The organism is Rahnella sp. R3(2024), assembly GCF_042920125.1.
Lineage (GTDB): Bacteria > Pseudomonadota > Gammaproteobacteria > Enterobacterales > Enterobacteriaceae > Rahnella > Rahnella rivi.
This window is the reverse complement of sequence record NZ_JBHGBU010000001.1, coordinates 459,018-483,578: the sequence shown is the minus strand read 5'-3', so window position 1 is coordinate 483,578 and position 24,561 is coordinate 459,018. Positions and strand designations below refer to the sequence as shown.

Here is a 24,561-nt window from a genome sequence, read left to right as displayed (position 1 = left end):
AAGGCCCGGCGAACTGGCTCCGGGCCTTTTATCCTTCATCCTTTCAGGCGTGCCCACAAATAGCGCTGATAGTCAGGAATGGTGATTTCAACTTCCGACTGAAACATCGGCGATTGAATCAGAAAATCAGCGGTAGAAATATTCGTCGCCACAGGAATATTCCATACCGTCGCCAGACGCAGCAGCGCCTTCACATCCGGGTCATGCGGAACGGCATTGAGCGGATCCCACAGGAAAATCAGCATATCAATTTTGCCTTCCGCGATCAGCGCGCCGACCTGCTGATCGCCACCCATCGGACCACTCAGCATACTTTTGACGTTAATTCCGGTGTTACGCTGAACCAGATTTCCGGTGGTACCAGTGGCATAAAGAATGTGCTTTGAAAGCTCAGCGACGTTTTTATCCACCCATTTCATCAGCGTATTTTTGCAGTGGTCATGGGCGACCAGCGCAATATGCTTTTGGCTGGCGATCGTGCGGGTTGTGAATTCCATCTAATTCCCTTCAACGCGAAAGTAAAAGTGGCTCACAGAATACTGAAACTGGGTTTTACTGCATAGCGCGGGGGCAAGAATTTGGCGTTAAGGAAGAAAATGCGTGATGCAGATGACGTTACTACGCCCGTTCCTGTTTTTCTGGTTGTCTGAACCAGAGCAGAAACTGTTCGATACCCGCATTGGCGGCGAGACGGGTCCAGAGCGGATGAAGATAGGTCATTTCGATTTGTGAAGGGCGTTCGTGCGTCATTGCCGTTTTTCTGTCTGAATTATTTTTGGCAAAAGCAGGCACCGCGGCGCGTGCGCCGGAAAGGTTATAGGTCATCATCAATTTTTCAGCGTCAGCCAGGCGTTCTGCATTAAACATATTCAGCACATCACGCTGAGTTTTAATCTGACGTCCTTGTTCATTCACCAGCTGGTAGTTCATCGCGTGGCTAAACTGCGCCATCTCTTTTTCATTACTTAGCGATGGCAGAACAAAGGAGACTGAGCGGTTATCATGTGCGCTGAAGGTCACAATAAAGGCCGGAGAGTGATAAAGCTGAGGCGGCTGCGGGCTGGCAGTATGAATATTTTTACTGACCTGAAACAGTATCTGATGCTGTCCGCCGTCGAGTTCGAGGCTTTCCGCCCCCTTGAGAATGGCGCCTGACATCAGTTTGCCGTCGATCACCAGCAGGTCAACGTCTGGGGAAAGTTTGAGTGAGGTCGCCGAAGCTGACGCCATCAGGCTGAGACTCGCTAATGCGACCAGCGCATGACAGACTTTCATTCTTCTCTCCTCAAACACAACGTTGTTCATCCTCTATTATTCAGTAACGGTGATTGTGTGTCAAAGTTTTACAAAATGTTTTAAATTCACACGGCGCGCCACGACGGTCTTCTGGCTTTTTTGTCCGCCAGCCTGCCGGAATAACAATGCTGAGTTACACTTAGCTCAGACAGGTCAAAGGAGAAATCCCGTGCAAGATAATGATATTCGCAACATTCTGCAGGATGTGAAAACCATCGCGCTGGTCGGCGCCAGCGATAATCCGGGTCGTCCTAGTTATGGCGTCATGGCGTACTTACTTTCGCAGGGTTATCAGGTGACGCCTGTCAGCCCAAAACTCGCAGGGCAAGAGTTGCTGGGGCAGAAGGTGGTCGCCACGCTGGCTGACATTGCGCATCCGGTGGATATGGTCGATGTATTTCGCAATGCTGAAGCCGCTTACGGCGTCGCGCAGGAAGCGATCGCGATAAAAGCCAAAGTTCTCTGGCTGCAAATCGGCGTCATCAACGAACAGGCTGCGGTTCTGGCGAAAGAAGCCGGGCTGAAAGTGGTTATGGATCGTTGCCCGAAAATTGAAATCCCGCGACTGGGGATTAAATAGATTTTTAGCGGTAACGCACAAACATATGGCGTAAAAAAACCGGCTGCAAAGGCCGGTTTTTCACATCTGTAATCGAAGAAATCAGTTACGCAGGCGAGGGGCCTGCAGCTGACTGCGCACCGAGGCAGCTAAATCATCCAGAGACGTCTGTTCCGGATGCGCCCGCGCCGCTTCGTGATCGATCTGTATTTCGGCCAGATAAGTATGGATTGGCTGGCCTTCCTCATCTTCCATCACCACGTGGTACCAGGGGGCCGCACGCAGGGAGTCGTCAGTGGCAAGTTCAGCGACGTCAGGTTTGTCCAGCGAATACTCCGCATCGACATCGATTACCACACCCAAATAGCCCAACATTCTGTGGCGGACCTGTTGGCCGATACCAAATTTACTGGCAATCATAGTCATCTCCTGAAATTAGCGTCTTATCTTCTATATGGAGATAAAACGCGCTGTTTCAAGTTTTGACCACTTAATCCGCTAAAGATTCTCCGGTGTGCGCCTGTCAGGGCACACCGTGATCAATCAGTGAGTCACCCGGCAGGCAAAACCTTTCAGGTACAGACCTTCCGGATAAGCGCCCGTGACCGGGTGATCGGCCGCCTGTCGGAACTGCTCAACAAACTGAATTTCGCGATGCGCATCCAGCGCGGCATCGGCCAGGATTTTCTGGAACAGGTCAGTGGGCAGTAAACCGGAGCAGGAGAAGCTCAGCAAGATACCACCCGGACGCAGCAGTTGCAGCGCCAGCATATTGATATCTTTATAACCGCGACACGCGCTCGCCAGCTGATTTTTATTCTCTACGAATTTAGGCGGATCCATCACTATCATGTCGAACAGTCTGCCTTCGGTGCGGTATTTACGCAGCAGCTGGAAGACGTCTTCACGCACAAATTCTGCTTTCGACAGATCCAGATTATTCAGCTCAACGTTCTGACGCGCCACATCAAGCGCTGCCTGCGAGGTATCAACGTTAGTGACTTTCGTGCATCCGCCCATCAGCGCTGACACGGCAAAGGCGCCGGTGTAGGAGAAGCAGTTCAGCACTTCACGGCCTGCCGCATAGTGGCGTGCAGCCAGGCGGCTGTCGCGCTGGTCGAGATAGAAACCGGTCTTATGACCTTCTTTGATGTCCACCAGCAGGCTCATGCCATGCTCCTGGATAGGCAGCAGGGCAGGCGGCTCATCGCCAAGCACGTGACCCTGCACCATTTCCATGCCTTCTTTCTTACGCACCGCGACGTCGGAACGATCCCAGATAGCGCATTCCGGGTAGCAGTGTTGCAGGGCAGCAATCAGCGGCGCGCGCTGATATTCAGCCCCGGCAGAAAGTAATTGCAACACCAGGAAATTCTGGAAGCGGTCAATCGTCACGCCGGGAAGGCCGTCAGACTCACCGGCAATCAGGCGGTAACCGTCAAGCCCGTCGCGTTTGGCGATATAATCACGCCAGCTTTGCGCCTGTTGCAGACGGCGGATAAAGAAATCGATGTCGATCTCTTCCTGCGGTTCGAAAGTCCAGACACGGGCGCGGATTTGCGACGACGGAGAATAAGCGCCGCGCGCGAGCCATTTCCCCTGACTGTCTACAATATCAATAGTGTCGCCGGAATTGGCTTTACCTTCGATGCGTGAAACCGCACCGGAAAACACCCACGGATGGCGGCGCAGAAGAGATTTTTCGCGGCCTTTGGCCAGAATTAAACGTGCAGTCATAAAATTAGGTTCTGTCGGTTCGGAGACAAAAAAGAGCGACATTGTCCGGTCATGCAGGTGAAATTGCAACGAACCATACCGCTAACGGAGAGATAATTATGTCAACAGTCAGTATAGCCGCCTGGGTCTACGGCATGGTGCAGGGTGTCGGTTTTCGGTTTTCAACACAACATCAGGCCACCGCGCTGGGGCTGACCGGATACGCCAAAAACCTTGATGACGGCAGCGTCGAAGTGGTGGCGTGCGGGGAGCAGGAAAAGGTGGAACAGCTGTTAGTCTGGCTGAAAGCCGGCGGGCCGACACATGCGCGGGTGGATCGTGTGCTCAGTGAGCCGACCGCACCCGGCAATTATAAAGAGTTCAAAATCAAATACTGAGGCGCGGGGGTTACAGGCACTTCACCGGTTTAGGCAGGCCCGCGATTTTTGTCGCCTGCTTGGCCGGGCCTTTCGGGAACAGCCGGAAGAGATAACGGCTGTTGCCTTTCTCTTCGCCATATTTTTGCGCCATGGCTTTGACCAGCATCCGCACGGCGGGCGAGGTATTAAACTCCAGGTAAAAGTCCCGCACAAAACGCACGACTTCCCAGTGGGCATCCGTCAGCACGATCCCTTCTTCTTCTGCCAGCAGTGGCGCCATGCCTTCCTGCCAGTCTTTACTGTTTTTCAGGTAACCCTGAGCGTCGGTTTCAATAACCTGACCGTCAAACTCCAGCATAGAACCTCAAACCTGTAAAAATGCAGCAGGCAGTTTAGCAAAAAAGGTCTGCCTGAAAAAATAAAAAGCCCCGCCGGAAGGCGGGGCTGCAACTTACATCGGACCACAACAAAGAAAAGCAATCAGTTACGGGATGACAGACCCAGAATGCTCAGCAGGCTGACAAACACGTTATACAGCGAGACATACAAACTCACGGTAGCGCGAATGTAATTGGTTTCGCCGCCATGAATGATATTACTGGTTTCCCACAAAATCGCGCCTGCGGAGAACAGAATGAACAGGCAGCTGATCGCCAGAGACAGCGCCGGAATTTGCAGGAACAGGTTGGCGACAACCGCCACCAGCAGCACCACAAAGCCCGCCATCATCATGCCTGACAGGAATGACATGTCTTTGCGCGTGGTCAGCACGTAAGCCGAACAGCAGAAGAACACCAGCGCCGTACCGCCCAGGGCAAGCATAATAATGTCACCGGCACCGGCGGCCAGCAGTGAACTTAACAATGGCCCCAGCGTGTAACCCATAAAGCCGGTCAACGCGAAAGCGGAAAGAATACCTGCCGGGCTATTAGCCGTGCGGTAAGTCAGAAACATCAGGCCATAAAACCCGACGATCGTCAGCAGAAAGCCGGGAGAAGGCAATCTCAGCACCGTACTCGCCGTCGCAGTGATCGCCGAAACGCCGAGAGTCAGGGCTAACAGGAAATAGGTGTTACGCAATACCCGGTGTGTGCTTAACAACGAGCCTGCGCGCGATGACGAAGAGGCAACGTAACGATCCATAATAAAATTCTCACTCTTATAAAAGGATTGGAGTCGGTGAAAATACAGTCAGATTGGAGTGTAAGTAGTTGCGCCGCGTCATTAAAGACGTTTTACCCTTCTTTACCTGCTCAGGGCGTGCGGGGCGCGGTTTCCTGACGTCAGAATCACCGAAATGATGCTTAAATCGCCGCTTATGAACAGAATGCCTGTTTTTCAGGCAAACGAACAGAATCAGGCTTTACAAGCGGATCGGCACTGTTTATAGTTCGCTTCGTTGCGGAGGGGTGGCCGAGCGGCTGAAGGCACCGGTCTTGAAAACCGGCGATGGGAAACCATTCGAGAGTTCGAATCTCTCCTCCTCCGCCATAAACAACACAAGAAAGCTGCTAAGCAATTAGCGGCTTTTTTTGTGCCTGTTATTCAGGCACGCGTCAGGGCATGCGTTTTAAATGCTCATAAAATCAACAAACTAGCCTGAAAATAATGTTTGCATCTTTTTTCCGGTCTTGTATACTACGCTCCGTACTGAACGACTGACGTCGCAAAGTGCTTGTTGTTTACGGAGGGGTGGCCGAGCGGCTGAAGGCACCGGTCTTGAAAACCGGCGATGGGAAACCATTCGAGAGTTCGAATCTCTCCTCCTCCGCCATAAACAACACATCAAAGCTGCTAAGCAATTAGCGGCTTTTTTTGTGCCTGTAATCCGGCACATCCATTCGTTACTTCCCGTTGTCTTAGCAGTATGTCAGCCCGCCTGCTGCTGCCCGTACTGCCTTGGTGAACACCCGAGTGTCCGTTTGAACGCCGTACTGAAGGCGCTTTCTGATTCATAACCCAGCGACAACGCTACCGCCGATACCGGTTCTTTGCTGTTTGTCAGCCGGTCACCGGCCAGCAACATCCGCCAGCGGGTCAGGTATTCCAGCGGCGCGCTGCCGACGGCCAGCTTGAATTTCTGCGAGAACACCGAGCGCGACATGCCTGCCTGCTCCGCCAGCGTTTGCACCGTCCAGCGCTGTGCCGGGTTTTCATGCATTGCATTGAGCGCTTTGGAGAGTTGCCTGTCAGCCAGCGCGGCAAACCAGCCGCTGCTTTCCCCTTCCGCTGCGTTATCGACGTGCATCCGCAGCGCCTGCACCAGCATCATGTGCGCCATATGCTGCGCGATCAGCAATCCGCCTGGCCGCTGCTCACGCAACTCCTCCATCATCCGCTCAACCGCCCAGCGCAAACTGGCTTTGTCAGATTCTTTCGAGATGTGCACCACCGGCGGCAGCATCGCCAGCAGGGTAGAGGCGTGGGTGCCGCTGACTGCAAACCGGCTGCCGGTGAGGAAAAAATCTTTGCCGCCGTTGCAGGAAACCGTTCCGCCATCCCGCGCCTGCTGGAAAATTGGCCCGGCATCGACGGGCGGAATAGACAGATCGCTGGCGAGCCGGAACGGGCGGCCGGCCGGTAACACAAAGCAGTCCCCGGCTTTCAGATGCACGGCGCCTGGCACGGAGTCGACCGCCAGCCAGCATTCACCGGTAATGATCGCGTTACATTTAATCGACTGATAATGATCGGGGAATTGCACCGACCATGCGCCACCGGCTTCAAAACCTTTGGACATATAACTGCGTGGCTTCAGCAGTGACAACACATCAGAAAGAGGATCCATCAGCGGCTCCGGACGATTGCAAAGATAATGCGGACATTAGCGCATAGATCGTCTTTTCTCCAGCGCCTATAGTTTGCTCACTCAGGCATACCCATTTTCAGCCACAGCAAATTTAGCCAATAACAGGGGAATTCGAGATGCGTGTATTCGTTACAGGTGCAACAGGTTTTGTCGGTTCTGCGGTCGTGCAGGCATTGCTGCAGGCCGGTCATCAGGTGCTGGGGCTGGCGCGTTCGGAAGCCTCGGCGCAGGCGCTGATCAACGCGGGTGCCGACGTGCATCGCGGCAGTATTGAAGATTTGCAGAGTCTGGCCTCAGGCGCAGCGCAGGCAGACGGCGTGATCCACACCGCGTTTATCCATGACTTTTCACAATTTCTGGAGAACTGCGAAAAAGACCGGCTGGCGATTGGCGCGTTAGGCGCCGCGCTGAAAGGCACAGATAAACCCCTGATCGTGACCTCGGGCACTGCGCTGGTGAGTAACGGTCACCTGGCGACGGAAAACGATTTACCCGATCCGCAGGGGCAAAACCCGCGCATAGCGTCAGATAGGGCGGCCGCAGCGCTGGCAGAGCAGGGCGTGCACGTCTCGCTGGTGCGTCTGCCGCCGTCGGTGCATGGCGCGGGTGACCACGGATTTGTGCCGATGATCATTGCCATGGCGCGGGAAAAGGGCGAATCCGCCTATATCGATGCAGGGCAAAATCTCTGGCCAGCCGTTCACCGGCTGGATGCCGCCCGCGTGTTTGTGCTGGCGCTGGAAAAGGGCGCGTCGAACGCCATTTATCACGCGAATTCAGAACAAGGCGTGCCGTTTCGTGAGATCGCCACCCTGATTGGCAAACACCTTAACCTGCCGGTGGTGAGTAAAAATGCGCAGGAGGCGGGAGAACATTTTGGCTGGTTTACCCATTTCGCCTCGCTGAACAACCCGACTTCCAGCCAGATCACCCGCGAGGTTTTGGGCTGGAAACCTGAACATCAGGATCTCCTGACCGATATCGACACCGCCGGCTATTTCAAATAATCGTATTTTACAGCCACGCAAACAGGTCACGCCGCTGACCTGTTTGTGTTTTTTGTCGTGGTGTTAATGGAGTTAATTGCCTAAAAAACGCCCCGAATCACACTTCGGGAAGATAAAAAATTTACCCTATTGCCTGCCAGATGTTATGCGCTATGTTGATTTTTAGTTTCCCAAATGTAACTAGAGGTTAACAATAATGACGAACAAATTACGATTCTCTCTGATTGCTGCGGCTGTAATGATGTCTTCCTCTGCCATGTCTGCATTACCTCAGGGCTACCCTGCCGACTATCAAAAAATCGTCGATGCGGCGACCAAAGAAGGCAAAGTCGTGGTGTATTCCACCACCGATACCAAAGCGGCAGGCCCGCTGATTCAGGGCTTTGAGGCCACCTATCCCGGCATTAAAGTTGAATATAACGACATGAACAGCACCGAACTGTACAACCGTTATATCAGCGAACAGGCGGCGGGCGGTACCAGCGGCGATGTGGTCTGGAGCTCCTCCATGGACACCGCGCTGAAACTGGCCACCGATTACGCGCAGGAATATAAATCGCCGGAACAGGGGCAGTTGCCGAAGTGGGCGGTGTGGAAAGACAAAGCCTACGGCACGACTTACGAACCTGTGGTGTTTATCTATAACAAGCGCCTGATCCCGGCCGGTGACGTGCCTGATTCCCACGCAGCGCTGGCGAAACTGATTGCCAGCCAGACCGATAAATTCAGGAAAAAGGTCACGACGTACGACATCGAGAAATCCGGCCTCGGCTTCATGCTCTCCGTGCAGGATTTCAAAGCCGATCCGAACTATTTCAAAACGCTGGCTGACGTCGCCAAAGGCGGTTTAGCGGTGCAGTCGTCAACCGGCACCATGATGGAGCGCGTTTCTTCCGGCGAAAACCTGATCGGCTTTAACATCCTCGGTTCTTACGCAGAAGCCCGCGCCAAAACGGATCCGTCGCTCGGCATCTCCTATCCGAAGGATTACACCCTGGTGCTTTCCCGCGTTTCCTTCATCAGCCAGGAATCAAAAAACAGTAACGCCGCCAGACTGTGGCTGGATTATGTGCTGTCGGAAAAAGGCCAAAGCATTCTGGCGAATCAGGCCGACATTCCGTCCATCCGTAACGATATCGAAGGTAAAAACGACATCGACGGCATGACCAAAATGTTAGGCAACGCCCTCAAGCCCATTCCGGTGGACGAAACCCTGCTGGAATACCTGCAACAGAAAAAACGCCTCGATTACATCAAAGAGTGGCGCGCCGCTGCCCAAAAATAGCAGTTGGGGCGCGCATCAGCTCTGCGCGCCTCCCTTTCTCTTGCCTGATTTCGCTGCTAACCGAAGGGAAGTAACATGAATGCATTGCGCAGAAAGTGGCAAAGCCTGCCGCGTGGCATCGTGGTGCTGATAACCGCTCTGGTTATCTACATTCCGTTGTCGTTCATCGTGATACAAAGTTTTCTCTCCGCGCCGTTCTTTTCCCCGTCCAAAGAATGGAGCCTTGAGTCTTTTGAATTTATCTTCACCGATCCTGATTTCTATAAGGCGCTGAAAAGTGGCTTTATTCTGGCGTTCGGGCTGGTGGTGATCGCCATTCCACTCGGCGGCATCCTGGCGTTTTTGATGGTGCGTACCGATCTCCCCGGCAGACGTTTGATTGAGCCGCTGATCCTGGTGCCGATTTTCGTTTCGCCGATGGTCCTGGGTTTCGGTTACGTGGTTGCCGCCGGGCCGGTCGGGTTCTTCTCGCTGTGGGCGCAGGCGATCCTCGGTTTCGTGCCGTGGAACATCTACGACATGTCGAGCATCGTGGTGATTGCGGGTCTGACGCACGTGCCGCACGCCTATCTTTATATATCCTCGGCGCTGCGCAGCGTCGGGTCGGATGTCGAGGAAGCCGCGCGAACCGCCGGTGCTTCGCCGCTCCAGGTGATGACCGCCGTCAGTCTGCCGATGGTGCGCCCGTCGATTCTTTACGCCACCGTGCTGCTGTTTTTCCTCGGGCTGGAAGTGTTCGGCCTGATGCTGGTGCTGGGCGATCCGGAAGGCAACATGGTGCTGGCGACCTACCTGTATCAGCTGACCAACAAGCTCGGGACGCCGTCTTATCACCTGATGGCTGCCGTGGCGGTCGTGCTGATTTGCATCACTATTCCGCTGGTGATGTTGCAGCGCCGCCTGATGCGCACCGCCAACCGTTTTGTCACCGTGAAAGGTAAAGCGTCGCAGGCACGCGCGTTGCCGCTCGGTAAATGGCGCTGGGTGGCCGGTGCGGTGGTGGCATTCTGGCTGACGGTCACCATTGGCGTGCCGTTGCTGGGTGTAATTCTGCGCGCGTTTATCTCCAACTGGGGGGTTGGCGTGTCGCTGTGGGATGAGCTGTCGCTCAATACTTTCCGTACCATCTGGGAGCAGCCGAACCTGCTGCGCGCCATCGTCAACTCAATGGCAATTGGTGTTATCGGCGGCGCGCTGGCGGTGGCCTGTTACCTGTTTATCGGCATCGCCATGCACCGTAAACCGGACGGTGTCACCCGCTTCCTCGATTACAGCGTACTGGTGCCGCGTGCCGTACCGGGCCTGCTGGCCGGTCTGGCTTTCCTGTGGGTATTCCTGTTCCTGCCGATGTGGCTCGATAACGCCCTCAAATCCGGCTGGCTTTCCGGTATGCCGTGGTCGCAGTGGCTGCGTGACAATCTGGTGGTCTGGTTGCGATCGCTGCGCAGCACCATTTTCAGCGTCTGGCTGGCCTATACCGTGGTGTGGATGGCATACGGGTTGCGGCTTATCTCCTCGACGCTGTTGCAGGTCGGGCCGGAGCTGGAAGAGGCTGCGCGCAGTGCCGGTGCAACCCGCGGACAAATCACCCGCCACGTCACCATTCCGCTGTCCCGTTACGGGCTGATCGGCTCGTGGTTGCTGATGTTCCTGATTTTTGAGCGTGAATATTCCACCGGTGTGTATCTGCTTTCGCCGGGTACCGAAACCATTGGCTCGATGCTGGTTTCCCTGTGGGCGGCCGGTGCCATTGATATCGTCGCCGCGCTCTCCTTTATTAACATCCTGCTGGTGGTGTTAGGTCTGGGTATTGCCCTTCGTTTTGGAGTCAAATTACATGATTGAATTATCGGTCGAGAATCTGCACTTAACCTACGGCGACAATCCGGTGCTCAAAGGCGTGTCGATGGATCTGAAGCGTGGCGAAGTGGTGTCCTTGCTCGGGCCTTCCGGCAGTGGCAAAACCACCTTACTGCGTGCGGTTGCCGGGCTGGAAAAACCGACGCAGGGCACCATTATCATCGGCAAAAACAGAGTCTACGACGGCACGCCGCGCAGCGAAATTCCTGCCGAAGAGCGCAATCTCGGGCTGGTCTTTCAGTCTTATGCGCTGTGGCCGCACAAAACCGTGTTTGAGAATGTGGCCTATCCGCTGAAGCTGCGCAAAGTCTCTGCCGGGGAAATTACCCGGCGCGTGCAGGCGGTACTGGATCAGCTCGGGCTGGGGCATCTGGGCAAACGCCATCCGCATCAGCTTTCCGGAGGGCAGCAGCAGCGGGTGGCGATTGGCCGCGCACTGGTTTACAACCCGCCGGTGATTTTGCTTGATGAACCGCTGTCGAATCTCGATGCCAAGCTGCGCGAAGAAGCACGGGTTTTCCTGCGCGAACTGATCATCAAACTCGGGCTGTCAGCGCTGATGGTGACCCACGATCAGAACGAAGCGATGGCGATTTCGGATCGCATTCTGCTGCTCAATAACGGCAAAATCGAACAGCAGGGCACACCGCAGGAAATGTACGGTTCGCCGAAAACGCTGTTTACCGCCGAGTTCATGGGCAGCAACAACCGCCTGCACGGCAAAGTGACCGAAGTCCGCGACGGTAAAGCGCGGATAGAAGGGAAAGGCTGGGTATTATGGGGGCAGGCGGGCGAAGGGGTGCAAAGCGGGCAGGAGGGGACGGCAGTGATCCGCGTCGAGCGCGTGGTGCTGGCCGGCGGGCCGGGGGATAATCAGCTGGAATTACCGCTGCTGACCAGCATGTACCTCGGTGACCGCTGGGAGTATCTGTTCCGCACTGCCGGAGATGACTTCGTTATCCGCGCCTACGGTGCGGAAGTGCGCGATCCGCAGCATTGCCATCTGGCCTTACCGGAACAGCATGTGTGGATCTTCCCTAAAGTTTAATGAGTTAACTTAAGCCAACGACTTGACAGGCTCAGGGGGAATCCGCAAATTGGTTCCCCCTGATTGTTTAAAACGGTTTCTCCATGACTCAAAACACCTCTCCCGACGGCAACGACACCGTAAAAATCGCCAGCCTTGCCGATGTTCCGCACTACCTCGAGACGGTCACCGAATATCTGCACGGCGAATGGTCTGACTTCGCACACTGGGCACAAAAAGATTATATCCGCCAACGCCTTGTGCAACGGATTGGCAGCCGTGGCCGTCAGTGCGTGCTGATCGCACTTGATGAGAAAGAGCAGGTGGTGGGCACGGCGGGCGTGATGCGTTATGAACTCAGCGATGTCGCGGAACGCAAATACTGGCTGGGCGAAGTGTTTACCTGTCATCATTTGCGCGGAAAAGGCATCGGCACGGCGCTGGTGAAAGCCTGCATTGCGCGTTCACGCGCGGCCGGCATTGATACGCTGTGGCTGTATACCCCCGATCAGCAGGGATTATACGGGCGTCTCGGCTGGCAGGAAGTGGAACAACGAGAAGTGAACGGCGAGCGGGTCAGTATTATGCAGCGCCCTCTGAACTGACGGCTGCCTGCTTTCTTCTGCGGACAGTCTCCTGCTGTCCGTGAAATATTTCTGTCATTTCCTGAGCGTAAAATTCTGCCACTTCCTTAAAATAATGCAGAATAATCATGATATTAACGCTCAGCTCTTTGCCTGGCAAAGCCAGATTCAGCAGATTATTTCGATCCGTTTTCACTCAGCGTCCGCGCGGCATACTTTTCGGGGTAATTTGCGTTATCACCCTGTTTTCTGCTTTGCAAATATTCTCCACGCTGGTGCTCACCAACATCCTCAGGGATGCCCGTAACAACGTCATTGCCACCGAAAGTCTGCGTCAGCAACAAGCCGTGATGGACAAAGCCCGTATGGAATTGCTGATGGCGAGCGACAAGCTGAACCGCGCCGGTATTTATTACATGCAGGATAAAGAAAGCGGCTCAGTGGGCAGCTGGAACAGCCTGCTGGAGGAATCTCTCGCGTCACTCAGCGCCTCCCGGACAGCCTTCGCCCGCTTCGGCAAGATGACGAAAGAGAGTGACAAGGCCGCGACAGAACTGAAAGCCAGCTATCAGATGTTCTACGACGGGCTGCGCGAACAGTCGGACGGACTGCAAAAAAACAACAATATTGATGCCTTCTTTGAAGTGCCGGTTCAGGCATTTCAGGACGATTTTAGCCAGAAGTATTACGCCTATCTGGCCGTGAACGAGCACACCGCCGTTTCACTCAGCGACCGGCTGCTTAACGCGCTGACTCAGGCGAAAACCCTGTTTATGGCTGCCCTTGCCGTGCTGGCGGTGATCGCCGTGCTGGTCTGGCGCGGTGTTTCCGCCTGGGTTATCCGCCCGTTACAGCGGATGATCGGCCACATCAGCGTGCTGGCCGCCGGGGATTTATCCCGCGAGGTGAAAGATGATCACTCGCGGGTCACCGAAATGCGCGAACTGGGCGTGAGCCTGCGCGATATGCAACGCGGCCTGCAAAAGCTGGTCAGCGAAGTGCGCGATGCGTCAGCGCATATTTTAGTGAACATCAATCAGATGGCCGAGGGTAACGAGGCGCTGTCGGCACAGGCGGCGATCCAGAGCCAGGAGCTGAATGCGGCCACCGGGCATATCACCCAGCTTAATGAACGGGTGAAAGAAAACGCCGCCCACGCACAACAGGCCAGCCAGCGGGCAGGGCAGGCCAAAAACGTGGCGACACGCGGCGGTGAGGTGATGGGGCAGGTAGACACGGCGATGAGGCAGATCGTCAGCCAGTCTTCACAGATGAGTGAAATTGTCTCGATGATCGATAACGTGGCGTTTCAGACCAATATTCTGGCGCTGAACGCCGCAATTGAAGCGGCGCACGCCGGGCAGCACGGGCGCGGGTTTGCGGTGGTGGCGAAAGAAATTGGCCTGCTGGCGCAGAAAAGCAGCCATTCAACACGCGGCATTCATCAGCTGATTGATGACTCCGTGCAGCAAATCGGGCGCGGTTCGGCCTCGGTGACGGTGCTGGGGAAAAGTCTGGAAGAAATTATCGCGATCTTTAACGGCCTGAGCGCGCTGGTGGAAGAGATCTCAGCCGCCACCCTGTATCAGGGGCAAAGTGTTCACGATGTCTCCGAACGCATTTCCGCGCTCAATCAGGTCACTTTGCAAAACGGTAAGCTGGCCGATCACGCCGCGGCCTCTTCGCGGCAACTGCTGAGTCAGTCGCAACGGCTGGAAAAAGCCGTGGCGCGCTTTGCGCTGGGGGCAGTCGGATAAGCCTCTGCCGCGCGCACATTCCGCTTATTTCGTGTGCCAGGTAATCATGCTGCCTTCACTGTGCCCGGTCACCGGATCGCTGGCGGGCAGCGGTACGGCGCTGACCGCTTTGGTGCGCGCCGCCAGTTGTGACGGCTCATCATGGCAGAGATCGGCTTTCACCTGGGGCGGATAGGCGCCTACCAGCATAAAATCCTCGTCGGCGGAAATCTGTTTATGACCGATCCCTGCCGGTAGCAGCAACACATCGCCGGTTTTCACCTCAATCAGTTTTCCCTTTTCCCCGCCAAGTTGCAGCGTGGCGGAACCGGCGAACACGCCCAGCGTCTCATGGGTATTCGAATGGAAGTGAGTGAAGGTGTAGACCGGGTAGCGCCACTGGGGTGGCCAGCCGTTGGAACGGAACAGGTGCTCGAGATAGTCGGCATTATCGGCAACATTTGGCGGAATAACGCGATGATAAATCATCACCGGCAGCCGGTTGTTAGGCACGCCGCCTGACGGCTTATCAATCAGCAAAGTCTCCATCGCAACCTCCCGTGGGGTGGCAAATCCAATACGCGGCAGTGGCATCAGAGCGATGACACCCAGCAACGTGACAAACCGACGTCGATCCACAGGCATCAGGCCGGGCTCCTTTTCTCTCAATGGCTTACCTCTTTCATGTATAGAACATAACTGTCTGAAAATCATCTTCGTCAGACAGATTTAAGAGGGGAAACCCGCAGGCGGCTTATCAGATAAAACTTAAAAACTGTAGCTTTCAACAAATAGAAGTCATATTCAGTGGATAAATGCCTTATCTCTTCTATGCTTAACTTGCTTATACAAAAATAGAAAAAGTACTCAGGAGGAGATGTTATGAATAAGAAAATGTTACTTGTGGTGGCGACAGCCGTTTCTGTACTGGCAGGGTGTCAGACTTACGACCGCGCAGCGAGCTACGTTAAAGAGCCTGTGGTCAGCGATGTGAAAGTTGGTATGACGAAAACTCAGGTTCGCGCTATTGCAGGGCCACCATCAACAGAAGCGACGCTTATCCATGCGAAAGGCACTTGCCAGACGTATGCAGTGGCTCCGCGTGATGGTAAAGCACAGACTTACTTCGTCAGCTATAACGACACCGGTCATGTCATGAACAAAGGCTACCAGTCTTGTTCTGACTACGACAAAGACCCGCAAGCTGCTCAGTAATCTGCTTTGAATTATCTGGGAAGGCTCACCGGCCATCCCGGCTTTCCCCTCGCAAGAGGGGAAAGAATCAGACATCAGGCTTTCTCCGTCACAATCCTCACACCGACTTTACTCACCTGATGACCGTCCATTTCGGCAATCGTCCACGTCAGACCATCCCATTCAATATGGTCACCGATCACCGGCTCACCGCCCAGTAACCTGATCACGAAGTGCCCCAGCGACTGCGACTGATCCACCGTGTCTTCCAGATTCAGCCCGTAAAGCTGTGAAATCGCGTCCAGAGGGGCATCGGCCTGCAAGATGAAATCACCGAAGAACCGGTCGTCGAGCACCACTTTATTGCTGTCACTGAACAATTTACCCAGCTCCGGCAGGTGCTTTTCCTGACCAATGACACAGAGAATATCGCCCTCTTTGAGCCGCGTACTGCCGGTGGGGTGCAACATCTCTTTGCCACGGAACAGGGCGGCAATTCGCGTTTCCTTCGGCATTTGCAGATCACGCAGCGCTGCGCCGACGCACCACTTCTCCGAGCCCAGCTGATAAATAAACTGTTCCCAGTCGTTATACACATCGATATCCAGCCCGAGGCGGGAAATGGGCGTCGGCTGCGGCGGAACCAGTACCTTCGCCTTTTTCGCCGCAAAACCCAGCGACGTCCCCTGCACCAGCAGGGAAACCAGCACGATGAAAAAGGCGACGTTGAAGAACAGCGTGGCGTTCGGCAATCCGGCCATCATCGGGAACACCGCCAGAATGATCGGCACCGCGCCGCGCAGGCCTACCCACGAGATAAAGAACCGTTCGCGCAGGGTGAAGTTTTTGAACGGGATCAGACTGACGAAAACCGACAGCGGCCGCGCGAGCAGGATCATCCACAGCGAGAGCGCCAGGGCAGCGACGGCGATGGGCAACAGATCGCTTGGCGTCAGCAGTAATCCCAGCACCAGGAACATGCCAATCTGGCTCAGCCACGCCAGCCCGTCGAAGGTTTGCATAATCCCGTGGCGGTTGCGGATCGGCATATTACCCAGCATCAGCCCGCACAGGTAAACCGCCAGAATGCCGCTGCCTTCCAGCGCCATGGTGGCGGCGTAAACCAGCAGGCCACCGCTGAAGGCCAGCAGCGGGTATAAACCGGCGGCCAGGGTGATTTTGTTGATGAGTTTGTGCAGCAGCCAGCCGCCGCCGAGGCCAAACACAATGCCGAGGCCAAACTGGCGCACCACATCCACGATAAACATCAGGCTCAGCCCGTGTTCACCTTTGGAAATCATGTCGATCAGGGTGATGGTCAGGAACACCGCCATCGGGTCATTACTGCCGGATTCTATCTCCAGCGTGGCGCTGACACGCTCGTTGAGGCCTTTACCGCCAATCAGTGAGAACACGGCGGCGGCATCGGTCGAGCCGATAATCGCGCCAATCAGCAGGCCCTGCATCAGATCGATGTGGAACAACCACGCCGCCGCCATGCCGGTCAGCCCGGCGGTGATCAGCACGCCGACGGTGGCCAGTGACAGGGCTGGCCACAGCGCAACACGAAACGACGAGGCCCGTGTGCGCATCCCGCCATCGAGCAGGATCACCGCCAGCGCCAGGTTACTGACCAGATACGCTGCCGGATAATTATCGAATGCGATCCCGCCGATGCCGTCCACCCCCGCCAGCATACCGATGGCAAGGAAAATGACTAAAATAGGGATGCCAAGCTTAGAAGAGAACGAACTGAGCAAAATGCTCGCTGCGACTAACAGGGCGCCAATAAAGAAAAGTGTGTTGATCGTGCTGGCGTCCAAGAGTGTTCTCCTTGTAAAGCATGAGTGGCGCGGGGGAAGTGCGGTTTCATCATCAGTGACGAGGTGACTAATTTATCAGGAAAATGAGCCCCTTGCTGGGGTCATTTCGGATTTTTATTAGTTGCACTTAAGAATAAAAAACTATGCTTAATGATGAGAGAAGTCTATCTGCAATCAGCCAACAGGAGCAGCAAATGAGTGAATTTACCGGCGTACACCGTGAAGTGCTGGAAGATGGCAGCATCAAACATGTGGTTATCCGTGATGCAGCGGGCAATGAGCAGGCAATGGCCGCAAAAGATTACATTTCGCAAGGGATCCAGCCGGAACTCGATGAGTTGCCCGAAGTGGGCACCTCTGAGGAATTTCCGGTATCCGGCAAAGGCTGAATCCCCGCCCCGCGCACGCGCGGGGAACGCCTTTTTTACACGCCTAAACGGTCACGCAGTGAATAGTAAGCGGCACCAAGCATGGTGAACGGCACCTGGAAGTTGCGGCCACCGAAGAAGGGCATGTGCGGCAGACGGGCGAAGGCGTCAAACCGCTCGGCGTCGCCGCGCAACATCTCGGTGATGAGCTTTCCGGCCAGATGCGTGAGCGTCACCCCGTGCCCGCTGTCTCCCTGCATATAGTAGATATTATTTTCCAGCCGTCCGAACTGCGGCAGGCGCGAGAGCGTCAGCAGGAAATTGCCGCCCCAGCGGTAATCAATCTTCACGCCCTTGAGCTGCGGGAAGGTGCGGTTGAGCTTGGGCAGGATCACTGAATCAATATTCGGCGGATTTTTGCCGCCATAGGTCACGCCTCCGCCATACAACAGGCGGTTGTCGGCAGTGAGGCGGAAATAGTCCAGCAGATAATTGCAGTCCTCCACGCAATAATTATTGGGCAGCAGGGAGAGCGCCATATCGTCCGACAGGGGTTCGGTGGCAACAATCTGCGAACCGCACGGCATGCTGAGGCGCGTAAGGCGCGGGGCCAGTTGCTGGCTCAGATACGCATTGCCCGCCAGGATCACATATTTGGCTTTGACCTGACCTTTCGCCGTGTGGACCAACGCCGGGTCGCCGTGATCGATGCGCGTTACCGCCGAGCCTTCATAAATACGCCCGCCGTGACGGCGCACCGCTTCGGCTTCGCCCAGCACCAGATTAAGCGGGTGAATATGGCCGCCATTTTTATCCAGCAGCCCGCCGACGTAACGGTCGGTGGCGATCTCGCGGCGGATGGCACTTTCATCCAGCAGGGTTAATTCGGTATGCCCGTAACGGTTCCACAGGTTTTGCTGGTCACGCAGTTTTGACAGCTGGCGTGAACTCAGCGCTGCAAACACGCAGCCGGGGCGATAGTCGCAGTCAATAGCGTACTGGTCGATGCGCTGACGGATAATGTTTGCGCCTTCAAACATCATGCTGCCGAGCATATCTGCGGTCTGCCGCCCGTAACGATCTTCAATCACATCAATATCACGGCTGTAGGAATTGACCACCTGGCCGCCGTTGCGCCCGCTGGCGCCCCAGCCGACGCGGGCGGCTTCTAACACCACCACGTCATAACCGGCTTCACAAAGGTATAAGGCGGAAGAGATGCCGGTGTAACCGGCGCCGACAATACAGACATCGCATTCAATATTGTCAGTCAGCTCCGGCCAGGGCGCATGCGCATTGACGGAGCTGGCGTAGTAGCTGTCGGTGTGAGGCGCGCCGACGGCGCGGGGACTTCCTGTTTGAGCACTCATAATGACATCCTTCTTTGGGTTCCCGTTGCCACGCCCGGAGCCGGTGACAACTAGAAGGTATTAGGGGTATGTGCACTGACTATCCTGCAAATCCGCGTAGAAATATTACTGAAGCTGTGGGGGTTAGCGGTGTTAATGGCATAGCTTTGCCCCGCACGCAGCGGATAACGTTGACCGTTGACGGTTAAAATGATTTCTCCTTCTAACAACGTACCGACTTCTTCTCCCTGATGTTTGATTTTGTCGCCAGTGGTACTGCCGGGCTGATAAGTTTCCAGCAGCATGGCAACCGCGTGGTTTGGCGTGCCGTTGTGCACCATTTTCATGGACACTCCCCGGCTGCCGATTTCAATCAATTCCGCCGAATCAATGACAATTCTCGGTTTGTCACTTTCCCGTTTTTCAGCAAAAAATTCCGATAACGACAGCCCATATACCCGTAATAACTTTTGCAGCGTACTCACGGCGGGGCTGACTTTATCCTGCTCGATGGTGCTGATGGCGCTGTGCGTCAGGCCAGACAACTCGGCGGCTTTACGTTGGGACATGCCGAGTTGCTGACGAATTTCAGAAAGCCGGCGACCAGGCGCCAGACTGACTTCGCTCATCCGTCTATTCCTCGCGAGCGCTCCGGGCCTGATGGCCTTTGCGGCAGGCATTGATAAATGCGTTGAACAACTGACGGGACACCGGGTCCGTCAGGCTGTGCCATTCAGGGTGCCATTGCACACCCAGAGCAAAGGGATGGTCGCGCACACTCACGGCTTCCACCAGATTATCCGGCGCACGGGCTTCCACATTCAGTTCTGCGCCCAGACTTTTCGCCCCCTGACCGTGCAGGGAATTCACCTGAAACTGCTGATAATCAGGTAACAATTCCGAAAGTAATCCCCCCGGCGCAATGTGAACCGGATGCACAACGTTGTATTGATCATCATGCGGCAGGGTGGTGTCTTCGCGGTGATCCATATATCCCGGCACCTCCTGTACCTTGCGATGCAGCGTGCCGCCGGTGGCCACCACTAACTCCTGCAAACCGCGGCAGGCCGCGAACAGCGGGATCTTCTTATCCAGTGTGGCGCGGATAAGTTGCAGACTCAGGCGATCCCGCCCCGGATCGGCAAGCTCCTCGACACCTTCTTCACCGTACTGATGAGGCTCAATATTACTGGGGCTGCCGGTGAGGAAGATGCCGTCAAGGCCTTGCAGGATCTGGTCTATCGCGCCTTCACGCGCTGCCAGCTCATGCGGCAGGCAGACGGGCAGGGCGTCGGCGTTGAAAATGGCGTCCAGATACTTTTCGTGAACGGTGAGTGCAGGGTTTTCATCAACAGAATTCTCACACATGACTACCCCAATGATCGGTCTGTAGCTGGTCTGTTTCCCCGCTGATGCCGTGGAAAATATATTGCCCATAGTCCCGCCTCGTTGAGTAAGTGAATGGAATAACAGGTCGTGCCTCCCCGCACGCTGTTTTAACGCATTTGATCAGTGATGATGGCCTTCTCCTGTCCAATTTAGCAGCGCCATGATGGCTTTTCAAACAGAGTTGTTACTGAATTGTATGTGTTGCAAAAAATTTATGTTAAGGCTAGGGTTAATCATATGGCCTATATTTTGAGCATGGCCGGGCGGGTAACAGACACACCAGAAGAAGATGACAAATGAGAAAACTGCGTTGAACAGAGCAACCAAACGGTAAGGCTTAACCGGCAGGCATCATGGTGGTGCCGTTGACGCCGGAATCCAGCAAATGGCGGAAAACCTATGCAAGCGACTGAACTGATGAATGAAATTAAGAAAGAGATTAGCGAGAACACCTCTCTTGCTAAGCACATTGAAGAGCGAAGTAGCGCGTTCCAGGATGAAGTAACTCAGTACCTGGAGCGTCACCCGCAAACCCTTCACGTCGACGTCCTGCTCACTGATCTCAATGGTTCCTTCCGCGGCAAACGCGTTCCCATCTCCGCCCTGCGCAAACTTGAAAAAGGCTGTTATTTCCCGGCATCGGTTTTTGCCATGGACATTCTCGGGAATGTTGTGGAAGAAGCGGGTCTTGGGCAGGAGCTTGGCGAACCCGATCGTAACTGTATTCCCGTCCCCGGCACCTTAACGCCGTCAGCGTCTGACCCCGAACACACCGGCCAGCTGTTGCTGACCATGCTTGACGAAGATGGCACTCCCTTTGACGTTGAACCCCGCAATGTGCTGAATCATATCTGGCAAACATTGCGCCAGCGGGGATTATTCCCGGTGGTAGCGGTAGAGCTGGAGTTTTATCTGCTCGACAGGCAGCGCGATGCGGAAGGCTATATCCAGCCGCCGTGCACGCCCGGTACGCAAGAGCGCAGCATGCATACGCAGGTCTATTCCGTGGATAATCTCGATCACTTCGCCGATGTGCTGAGTGACATTGACCGTCTGGCACACATTCAGGGCTTACCGGCCTCGGGTGCCGTGGCGGAGTCCTCACCGGGACAGTTTGAAATCAATTTGCAGCACAGCGAAAATATTCTGCGCGCCTGTGATTACGCCCTGATGCTTAAGCGTCTGGTGCGCCTGGTGGCGGAAAATCATGAGATGGACGCCACTTTTATGGCGAAACCTTACGACGACTACGCGGGCAGCGGGATGCACATCCACCTCAGCGTGCTCGATGACAATGGCAAAAACCTGTTTGCCAATGCGGATGGTCAGGATTCAGAACTGATGAAACGCTCACTGGCCGGGATGATCGCACTGATGCCCGCGTCGATGGCGATTTTAGCGCCGAACGTCAACGCGTTCCGCCGCTTCCAGCCGGGCATGTATGTGCCGACGCAGGCGTCATGGGGGCATAACAACCGCACCGTCGCGCTGCGCGTACCCTGCGGCGGCGTGGCCGATCATCGCGTTGAGTACCGCGTTGCCGGTGCGGATGCCAACCCTTATTTAGTGGTCGCCACCGTGCTGGCGGGCATGTTGTTCGGGCTTGATAACGATCTGCCGTTGCCGGAACCGGTCACCGGGAACGGTCTGGAGCAGGAGGGTATTCCGCTGCCCATCCGCCAGAGCGATGCCCTGTATGATTTTGATGAACAACCGGCGCTGAAAAAGTACCTCGGCGAACGTTTTTCGCAGGTTTATCACGCCTGTAAATCCGATGAGCTGTTGCAGTTTGAACGCCGTGTGACAGAAACCGAAATCGACTGGATGCTGCGTAACGCCTGATTTCCTTCACCACGGGCGCCGTTTTTACGTTATCAGTGCCCGCACTTTGAGGAAATCCATGCACGAATGTTTAAATCTGGAAAAGAATTTGTAACTGAAAGCCTATGAATCTTGTCATTCATGCGTGATTTGTGCAAAATACGCCGCACTGCAGATAACCGACGCTTAAAGGCGCCGGTTATTTTTTTTGTATGTGCAGTACCCAAACTAATTCAACAGAGGCCGGACCCAGATCCGGATAGATAACAAGGTTCGTGTGCGATCCCAAATTAACAACGGTCGCCACTATGAGGAAATGTAACATGGGGCAATATTTCAAACCTGTACCGGTGCCTGCCGGTGCTTCTTTCCGCTGCGGCCACATTCGCTCAGCCTTCACTTGCGTATCCAGCGATGTGAAGATCTATCCCCCGTTTACTGGTAATAACTCACGAAGTTTTCCCTGTACGTTGCGTTCAGAGGCGTTTAAGCGCCCGGTGTCTGCAATTCAGGGAGGACTGAGCCATGTCTGCTAATACATCTGCCGCTCCGGCCACTCAGCGCGTTCAACTGCGTAAAACCCTGACGCTGGTTCAGGTTGTGATGATGGGTCTTGCCTATCTGCAACCGATGACCATTTTCGATACCTTCGGCATCGTTTCCGGCCTGACCGATGGTCACGTCGCGACCGCGTACATCTTCGCGCTGATCGCCGTTCTGTTTACCGCCGTGAGCTACGGCAAACTGGTGCAGCGTTTCCCGTCTGCTGGTTCTGCTTATACTTACGCGCAAAAAGCCATCAGCCCGCACGTCGGCTTTATGGTGGGCTGGTCATCACTGCTGGACTACCTGTTCATGCCGATGATCAACATCCTGCTGGCGAAAATTTACCTGGAAGCGATCTTCCCCGGCGTGCCGTCGTGGATATTCGTTACCGCGCTGGTGGCGATGATGACCGCGTTCAACCTGCGCGGCATCAAAGTGGTGGCTAACCTCAACAGCATTATTGTGGTGGTGCAGGTGGCGATCATGGTGGTGTTCCTGGGGCTGTTGGTCCGTGGTGTTTACATGGGCGAGGGCATGGGGACGCTGGCGACCACCAAGCCGTTCTTCAGTGAAAACGCGCACGTGGTGCCGATGATCACCGGTGCGACCATTTTGTGCTTCTCGTTCCTCGGCTTTGACGGCATCAGTTCGTTGTCAGAAGAAACGCCGAACGCGGGCAAGGTCATCCCGAAAGCGATTTTCCTGACCGCGCTTATCGGCGGCATCATCTTTGTTGTGGTGTCTTACTTCCTGCAACTGTACTTCCCGGACATTTCACGCTTTAAAGATCCGGACGCTTCGCAGCCTGAAATCATGTTGTACGTGGCCGGTAAGTTCTTCCAGTCCGTCATTCTGTGCTTTAGCTGCGTAACCGTTCTGGCTTCTGGCATGGCGGCGCACGCCGGTGTTTCCCGTCTGCTGTACGTGATGGGCCGTGACGGCGTATTCCCGGAAAAACTGTTTGGTTATGTGCATCCGAAATGGCGTACCCCGACCTTCAACGTCTTGCTGGTTGGCGTGGTAGCGATGTCTGCGGTGACCTTTGATCTGGTCACGGCAACGGCGCTGATCAACTTCGGCGCGCTGGTGGCATTCACCTTCGTAAACCTGTCGGTGATTTCCCAGTTCTACATCCGTGAAAAACGTAACCGCACGCTGAAAGATCACATCAACTATCTGATCCTGCCGGTGATTGGTGCGCTGACCGTGGGTGCGTTGTGGCTGAACCTGGAATCCAGCTCCATGACGCTGGGTCTGGTGTGGGGCGCTATCGGGTTGGGTTATCTGGCGTTTATTACCAATGCTTTCAGGAAGCAGCCACCGCAGATGAGCGGGGAAATCGCCCCCGAGGCGTAATGGCAGAGGGCCGCTGCAATGGGGGCTTTTATTGCTGACGCGGACTGAGGATATTTCGGTTTCTCACTGTCTGCGATTACCTGAGCTTTTGCGCCGAAACCGAGCAGAGGGGAAAGACTTTTCCCCTCTGCACTCCCCTCGCTTTTTCAAACCCGTGCCATGCAGACTGGCTATGTTTCAGGTATTCCTGCTATTGCCGCAAAATCCCGTCGCTGCGCGATTCCCTCCGGTCGGGTTACAACCCGCGCAAAAAAACGCGGTTTTTCACCTCTCCCTCCGGCGTGATTTTTGAACGCGGCTACTGGCTTCCAGGTCACAACTTCAACCGTTCGTATCACTTTAAAAGCAAAACGCGTTGCTCAACATTCATCTGATATTGATTTTGAAATCATCATTCATCTGGTTTTGACTTTGAAAAAGGTGAGAGGGCGCGATCAAAAATCCTGCCGAACGGAG

The 24,561-nt window shown here is 55.0% G+C and carries 24 protein-coding genes and 2 tRNA genes; 14 read left to right on the top strand and 12 right to left on the bottom strand.

The window, feature by feature from the left end:
• Positions 1-35: 35 nt before the first annotated feature.
• Together mgsA and ABSH60_RS02170 are read right to left on the bottom strand one after the other, a co-directional pair.
• Complete coding sequence (gene mgsA, locus ABSH60_RS02175; RefSeq protein ID WP_390972508.1) at positions 36-497, bottom strand: methylglyoxal synthase; 462 nt, start codon at positions 495-497, stop codon at positions 36-38.
• 121 nt (positions 498-618) lie between these two features.
• On the bottom strand, positions 619-1,275 hold the full coding sequence (locus ABSH60_RS02170; RefSeq protein ID WP_056769350.1) for a DUF2057 family protein: 657 nt from the start codon (positions 1,273-1,275) through the stop codon (positions 619-621).
• A 190-nt stretch (positions 1,276-1,465) separates the two neighbouring features.
• On the opposite strand from ABSH60_RS02170, the gene ABSH60_RS02165 reads away from it, so the two are divergent.
• Entirely contained in the window at positions 1,466-1,876 is a 411-nt protein-coding gene (locus ABSH60_RS02165; protein ID WP_056769352.1) for a CoA-binding protein, read from the top strand.
• 81 nt (positions 1,877-1,957) lie between these two features.
• Here the strand turns inward: ABSH60_RS02165 and hspQ are convergent, their stop codons facing one another.
• Positions 1,958-2,275 carry a heat shock protein HspQ gene (hspQ, locus tag ABSH60_RS02160; protein WP_056769354.1) on the bottom strand — a complete coding sequence of 106 codons (318 nt, stop codon included), beginning with the start codon at positions 2,273-2,275 and terminating at the stop codon, positions 1,958-1,960.
• Between the two features lie 123 nt (positions 2,276-2,398).
• Positions 2,399-3,592 carry a 23S rRNA (cytosine(1962)-C(5))-methyltransferase RlmI gene (gene rlmI, locus ABSH60_RS02155; RefSeq protein WP_056769356.1) on the bottom strand — a complete coding sequence of 398 codons (1,194 nt, stop codon included), beginning with the start codon at positions 3,590-3,592 and terminating at the stop codon, positions 2,399-2,401.
• 98 nt (positions 3,593-3,690) lie between these two features.
• Here rlmI and yccX point away from each other — a divergent pair, with 98 nt between their 5' ends.
• Entirely contained in the window at positions 3,691-3,969 is a 279-nt protein-coding gene (gene yccX / locus ABSH60_RS02150) for an acylphosphatase (protein WP_390972505.1), read from the top strand.
• 10 nt (positions 3,970-3,979) lie between these two features.
• On the opposite strand, the gene tusE is transcribed toward yccX, so the two are convergent.
• Together tusE and yccA are read right to left on the bottom strand one after the other, a co-directional pair.
• Positions 3,980-4,309 carry a sulfurtransferase TusE gene (gene tusE, locus ABSH60_RS02145; RefSeq protein WP_056769359.1) on the bottom strand — a complete coding sequence of 110 codons (330 nt, stop codon included), beginning with the start codon at positions 4,307-4,309 and terminating at the stop codon, positions 3,980-3,982.
• 122 nt (positions 4,310-4,431) lie between these two features.
• The gene (gene yccA / locus ABSH60_RS02140; RefSeq protein ID WP_056769361.1) at positions 4,432-5,094 is read right to left on the bottom strand and encodes an FtsH protease modulator YccA; all 663 of its coding nucleotides are present in this window, start codon (positions 5,092-5,094) and stop codon (positions 4,432-4,434) included.
• Between the two features lie 260 nt (positions 5,095-5,354).
• Between yccA and ABSH60_RS02135 the strand changes: the two genes are divergently transcribed.
• Both ABSH60_RS02135 and ABSH60_RS02130 read left to right on the top strand, forming a co-directional pair.
• Positions 5,355-5,442 (top strand) — tRNA-Ser (locus tag ABSH60_RS02135).
• 195 nt (positions 5,443-5,637) lie between these two features.
• A tRNA-Ser gene (locus ABSH60_RS02130) sits at positions 5,638-5,725 on the top strand.
• A 96-nt stretch (positions 5,726-5,821) separates the two neighbouring features.
• Here the strand turns inward: ABSH60_RS02130 and ABSH60_RS02125 are convergent.
• Positions 5,822-6,739, bottom strand: coding sequence for an AraC family transcriptional regulator (locus tag ABSH60_RS02125; RefSeq protein ID WP_056769363.1), 918 nt, complete (start codon positions 6,737-6,739; stop codon positions 5,822-5,824).
• Between the two features lie 137 nt (positions 6,740-6,876).
• Here ABSH60_RS02125 and ABSH60_RS02120 point away from each other — a divergent pair, with 137 nt between their 5' ends.
• The 6 genes from ABSH60_RS02120 to ABSH60_RS02095 all read left to right on the top strand — a co-directional run bounded on the left by ABSH60_RS02120 (position 6,877) and on the right by ABSH60_RS02095 (position 14,280).
• Entirely contained in the window at positions 6,877-7,767 is an 891-nt protein-coding gene (locus ABSH60_RS02120) for an NAD-dependent epimerase/dehydratase family protein (protein ID WP_390972502.1), read from the top strand.
• 196 nt (positions 7,768-7,963) lie between these two features.
• On the top strand, positions 7,964-9,052 hold the full coding sequence (locus ABSH60_RS02115) for an ABC transporter substrate-binding protein (RefSeq protein ID WP_056769367.1): 1,089 nt from the start codon (positions 7,964-7,966) through the stop codon (positions 9,050-9,052).
• Positions 9,053-9,127: 75 nt separating this feature from the next.
• The gene (locus ABSH60_RS02110; RefSeq protein ID WP_390972500.1) at positions 9,128-10,897 is read left to right on the top strand and encodes an ABC transporter permease subunit; all 1,770 of its coding nucleotides are present in this window, start codon (positions 9,128-9,130) and stop codon (positions 10,895-10,897) included.
• Entirely contained in the window at positions 10,890-11,960 is a 1,071-nt protein-coding gene (locus ABSH60_RS02105; RefSeq protein ID WP_056769371.1) for an ABC transporter ATP-binding protein, read from the top strand. The genes ABSH60_RS02110 and ABSH60_RS02105 overlap by 8 nt, the downstream gene beginning before the upstream one ends.
• A gap of 83 nt (positions 11,961-12,043) precedes the next feature.
• Positions 12,044-12,544, top strand: coding sequence for a GNAT family N-acetyltransferase (locus tag ABSH60_RS02100; protein ID WP_082465670.1), 501 nt, complete (start codon positions 12,044-12,046; stop codon positions 12,542-12,544).
• 107 nt (positions 12,545-12,651) lie between these two features.
• A complete protein-coding gene (locus ABSH60_RS02095; RefSeq protein WP_390972497.1) occupies positions 12,652-14,280 on the top strand; it encodes a methyl-accepting chemotaxis protein in 1,629 nt (542 codons plus the stop codon).
• 24 nt (positions 14,281-14,304) lie between these two features.
• On the opposite strand, the gene ABSH60_RS02090 is transcribed toward ABSH60_RS02095, so the two are convergent.
• On the bottom strand, positions 14,305-14,904 hold the full coding sequence (locus ABSH60_RS02090; protein WP_390972495.1) for a cupin: 600 nt from the start codon (positions 14,902-14,904) through the stop codon (positions 14,305-14,307).
• 237 nt (positions 14,905-15,141) lie between these two features.
• Between ABSH60_RS02090 and osmE the strand changes: the two genes are divergently transcribed.
• A complete protein-coding gene (gene osmE / locus ABSH60_RS02085; RefSeq protein ID WP_056769377.1) occupies positions 15,142-15,474 on the top strand; it encodes an osmotically-inducible lipoprotein OsmE in 333 nt (110 codons plus the stop codon).
• Between the two features lie 74 nt (positions 15,475-15,548).
• Here osmE and ABSH60_RS02080 read toward each other — a convergent pair whose 3' ends face one another.
• Positions 15,549-17,276: a potassium/proton antiporter gene (locus tag ABSH60_RS02080; protein WP_390972493.1), complete on the bottom strand. Its 1,728-nt coding sequence runs from the start codon at positions 17,274-17,276 to the stop codon at positions 15,549-15,551.
• Positions 17,277-17,470: 194 nt separating this feature from the next.
• Here ABSH60_RS02080 and ABSH60_RS02075 point away from each other — a divergent pair, with 194 nt between their 5' ends.
• Positions 17,471-17,665 (top strand): hypothetical protein, encoded by a 195-nt coding sequence (locus ABSH60_RS02075; RefSeq protein WP_056769381.1) that lies wholly within the window; start codon positions 17,471-17,473, stop codon positions 17,663-17,665.
• Between the two features lie 35 nt (positions 17,666-17,700).
• On the opposite strand, the gene ABSH60_RS02070 is transcribed toward ABSH60_RS02075, so the two are convergent.
• The 3 genes from ABSH60_RS02070 to puuD are packed head-to-tail and all read right to left on the bottom strand — an operon-like array spanning position 17,701 to position 20,430.
• Positions 17,701-19,014, bottom strand: coding sequence for an FAD-dependent oxidoreductase (locus ABSH60_RS02070; RefSeq protein ID WP_390972491.1), 1,314 nt, complete (start codon positions 19,012-19,014; stop codon positions 17,701-17,703).
• Between the two features lie 50 nt (positions 19,015-19,064).
• Complete coding sequence (gene puuR, locus ABSH60_RS02065; protein WP_390972489.1) at positions 19,065-19,622, bottom strand: HTH-type transcriptional regulator PuuR; 558 nt, start codon at positions 19,620-19,622, stop codon at positions 19,065-19,067.
• A gap of 4 nt (positions 19,623-19,626) precedes the next feature.
• A complete protein-coding gene (gene puuD / locus ABSH60_RS02060; RefSeq protein ID WP_056769388.1) occupies positions 19,627-20,430 on the bottom strand; it encodes a gamma-glutamyl-gamma-aminobutyrate hydrolase in 804 nt (267 codons plus the stop codon).
• Positions 20,431-20,799: 369 nt separating this feature from the next.
• Between puuD and ABSH60_RS02055 the strand changes: the two genes are divergently transcribed.
• On the top strand, positions 20,800-22,224 hold the full coding sequence (locus ABSH60_RS02055) for a glutamine synthetase family protein (RefSeq protein ID WP_136376455.1): 1,425 nt from the start codon (positions 20,800-20,802) through the stop codon (positions 22,222-22,224).
• A gap of 504 nt (positions 22,225-22,728) precedes the next feature.
• Positions 22,729-24,105: an APC family permease gene (locus ABSH60_RS02050; protein WP_056769390.1), complete on the top strand. Its 1,377-nt coding sequence runs from the start codon at positions 22,729-22,731 to the stop codon at positions 24,103-24,105.
• Positions 24,106-24,561: the final 456 nt, after the last annotated feature.

Bases quoted from the DNA above. Each gene is read 5' to 3' on its own strand.
- mgsA (WP_390972508.1), bottom strand. From the start codon at position 497: ATGGAATTCACAACCCGCACGATCGCCAGCCAAAAGCATATTGCGCTG.
- ABSH60_RS02170 (WP_056769350.1), bottom strand. From the start codon at position 1,275: ATGAAAGTCTGTCATGCGCTGGTCGCATTAGCGAGTCTCAGCCTGATG.
- hspQ (WP_056769354.1), bottom strand. From the start codon at position 2,275: ATGATTGCCAGTAAATTTGGTATCGGCCAACAGGTCCGCCACAGAATG.
- rlmI (WP_056769356.1), bottom strand. From the start codon at position 3,592: ATGACTGCACGTTTAATTCTGGCCAAAGGCCGCGAAAAATCTCTTCTG.
- yccX (WP_390972505.1), top strand. From the start codon at position 3,691: ATGTCAACAGTCAGTATAGCCGCCTGGGTCTACGGCATGGTGCAGGGT.
- tusE (WP_056769359.1), bottom strand. From the start codon at position 4,309: ATGCTGGAGTTTGACGGTCAGGTTATTGAAACCGACGCTCAGGGTTAC.
- yccA (WP_056769361.1), bottom strand. From the start codon at position 5,094: ATGGATCGTTACGTTGCCTCTTCGTCATCGCGCGCAGGCTCGTTGTTA.
- ABSH60_RS02125 (WP_056769363.1), bottom strand. From the start codon at position 6,739: ATGGATCCTCTTTCTGATGTGTTGTCACTGCTGAAGCCACGCAGTTAT.
- ABSH60_RS02120 (WP_390972502.1), top strand. From the start codon at position 6,877: ATGCGTGTATTCGTTACAGGTGCAACAGGTTTTGTCGGTTCTGCGGTC.
- ABSH60_RS02115 (WP_056769367.1), top strand. From the start codon at position 7,964: ATGACGAACAAATTACGATTCTCTCTGATTGCTGCGGCTGTAATGATG.
- ABSH60_RS02110 (WP_390972500.1), top strand. From the start codon at position 9,128: ATGAATGCATTGCGCAGAAAGTGGCAAAGCCTGCCGCGTGGCATCGTG.
- ABSH60_RS02105 (WP_056769371.1), top strand. From the start codon at position 10,890: ATGATTGAATTATCGGTCGAGAATCTGCACTTAACCTACGGCGACAAT.
- ABSH60_RS02100 (WP_082465670.1), top strand. From the start codon at position 12,044: ATGACTCAAAACACCTCTCCCGACGGCAACGACACCGTAAAAATCGCC.
- ABSH60_RS02095 (WP_390972497.1), top strand. From the start codon at position 12,652: ATGATATTAACGCTCAGCTCTTTGCCTGGCAAAGCCAGATTCAGCAGA.
- ABSH60_RS02090 (WP_390972495.1), bottom strand. From the start codon at position 14,904: ATGCCTGTGGATCGACGTCGGTTTGTCACGTTGCTGGGTGTCATCGCT.
- osmE (WP_056769377.1), top strand. From the start codon at position 15,142: ATGAATAAGAAAATGTTACTTGTGGTGGCGACAGCCGTTTCTGTACTG.
- ABSH60_RS02075 (WP_056769381.1), top strand. From the start codon at position 17,471: ATGAGTGAATTTACCGGCGTACACCGTGAAGTGCTGGAAGATGGCAGC.
- ABSH60_RS02070 (WP_390972491.1), bottom strand. From the start codon at position 19,014: ATGAGTGCTCAAACAGGAAGTCCCCGCGCCGTCGGCGCGCCTCACACC.
- puuR (WP_390972489.1), bottom strand. From the start codon at position 19,622: ATGAGCGAAGTCAGTCTGGCGCCTGGTCGCCGGCTTTCTGAAATTCGT.
- puuD (WP_056769388.1), bottom strand. From the start codon at position 20,430: ATGGGCAATATATTTTCCACGGCATCAGCGGGGAAACAGACCAGCTAC.
- ABSH60_RS02055 (WP_136376455.1), top strand. From the start codon at position 20,800: ATGAATGAAATTAAGAAAGAGATTAGCGAGAACACCTCTCTTGCTAAG.
- ABSH60_RS02050 (WP_056769390.1), top strand. From the start codon at position 22,729: ATGTCTGCTAATACATCTGCCGCTCCGGCCACTCAGCGCGTTCAACTG.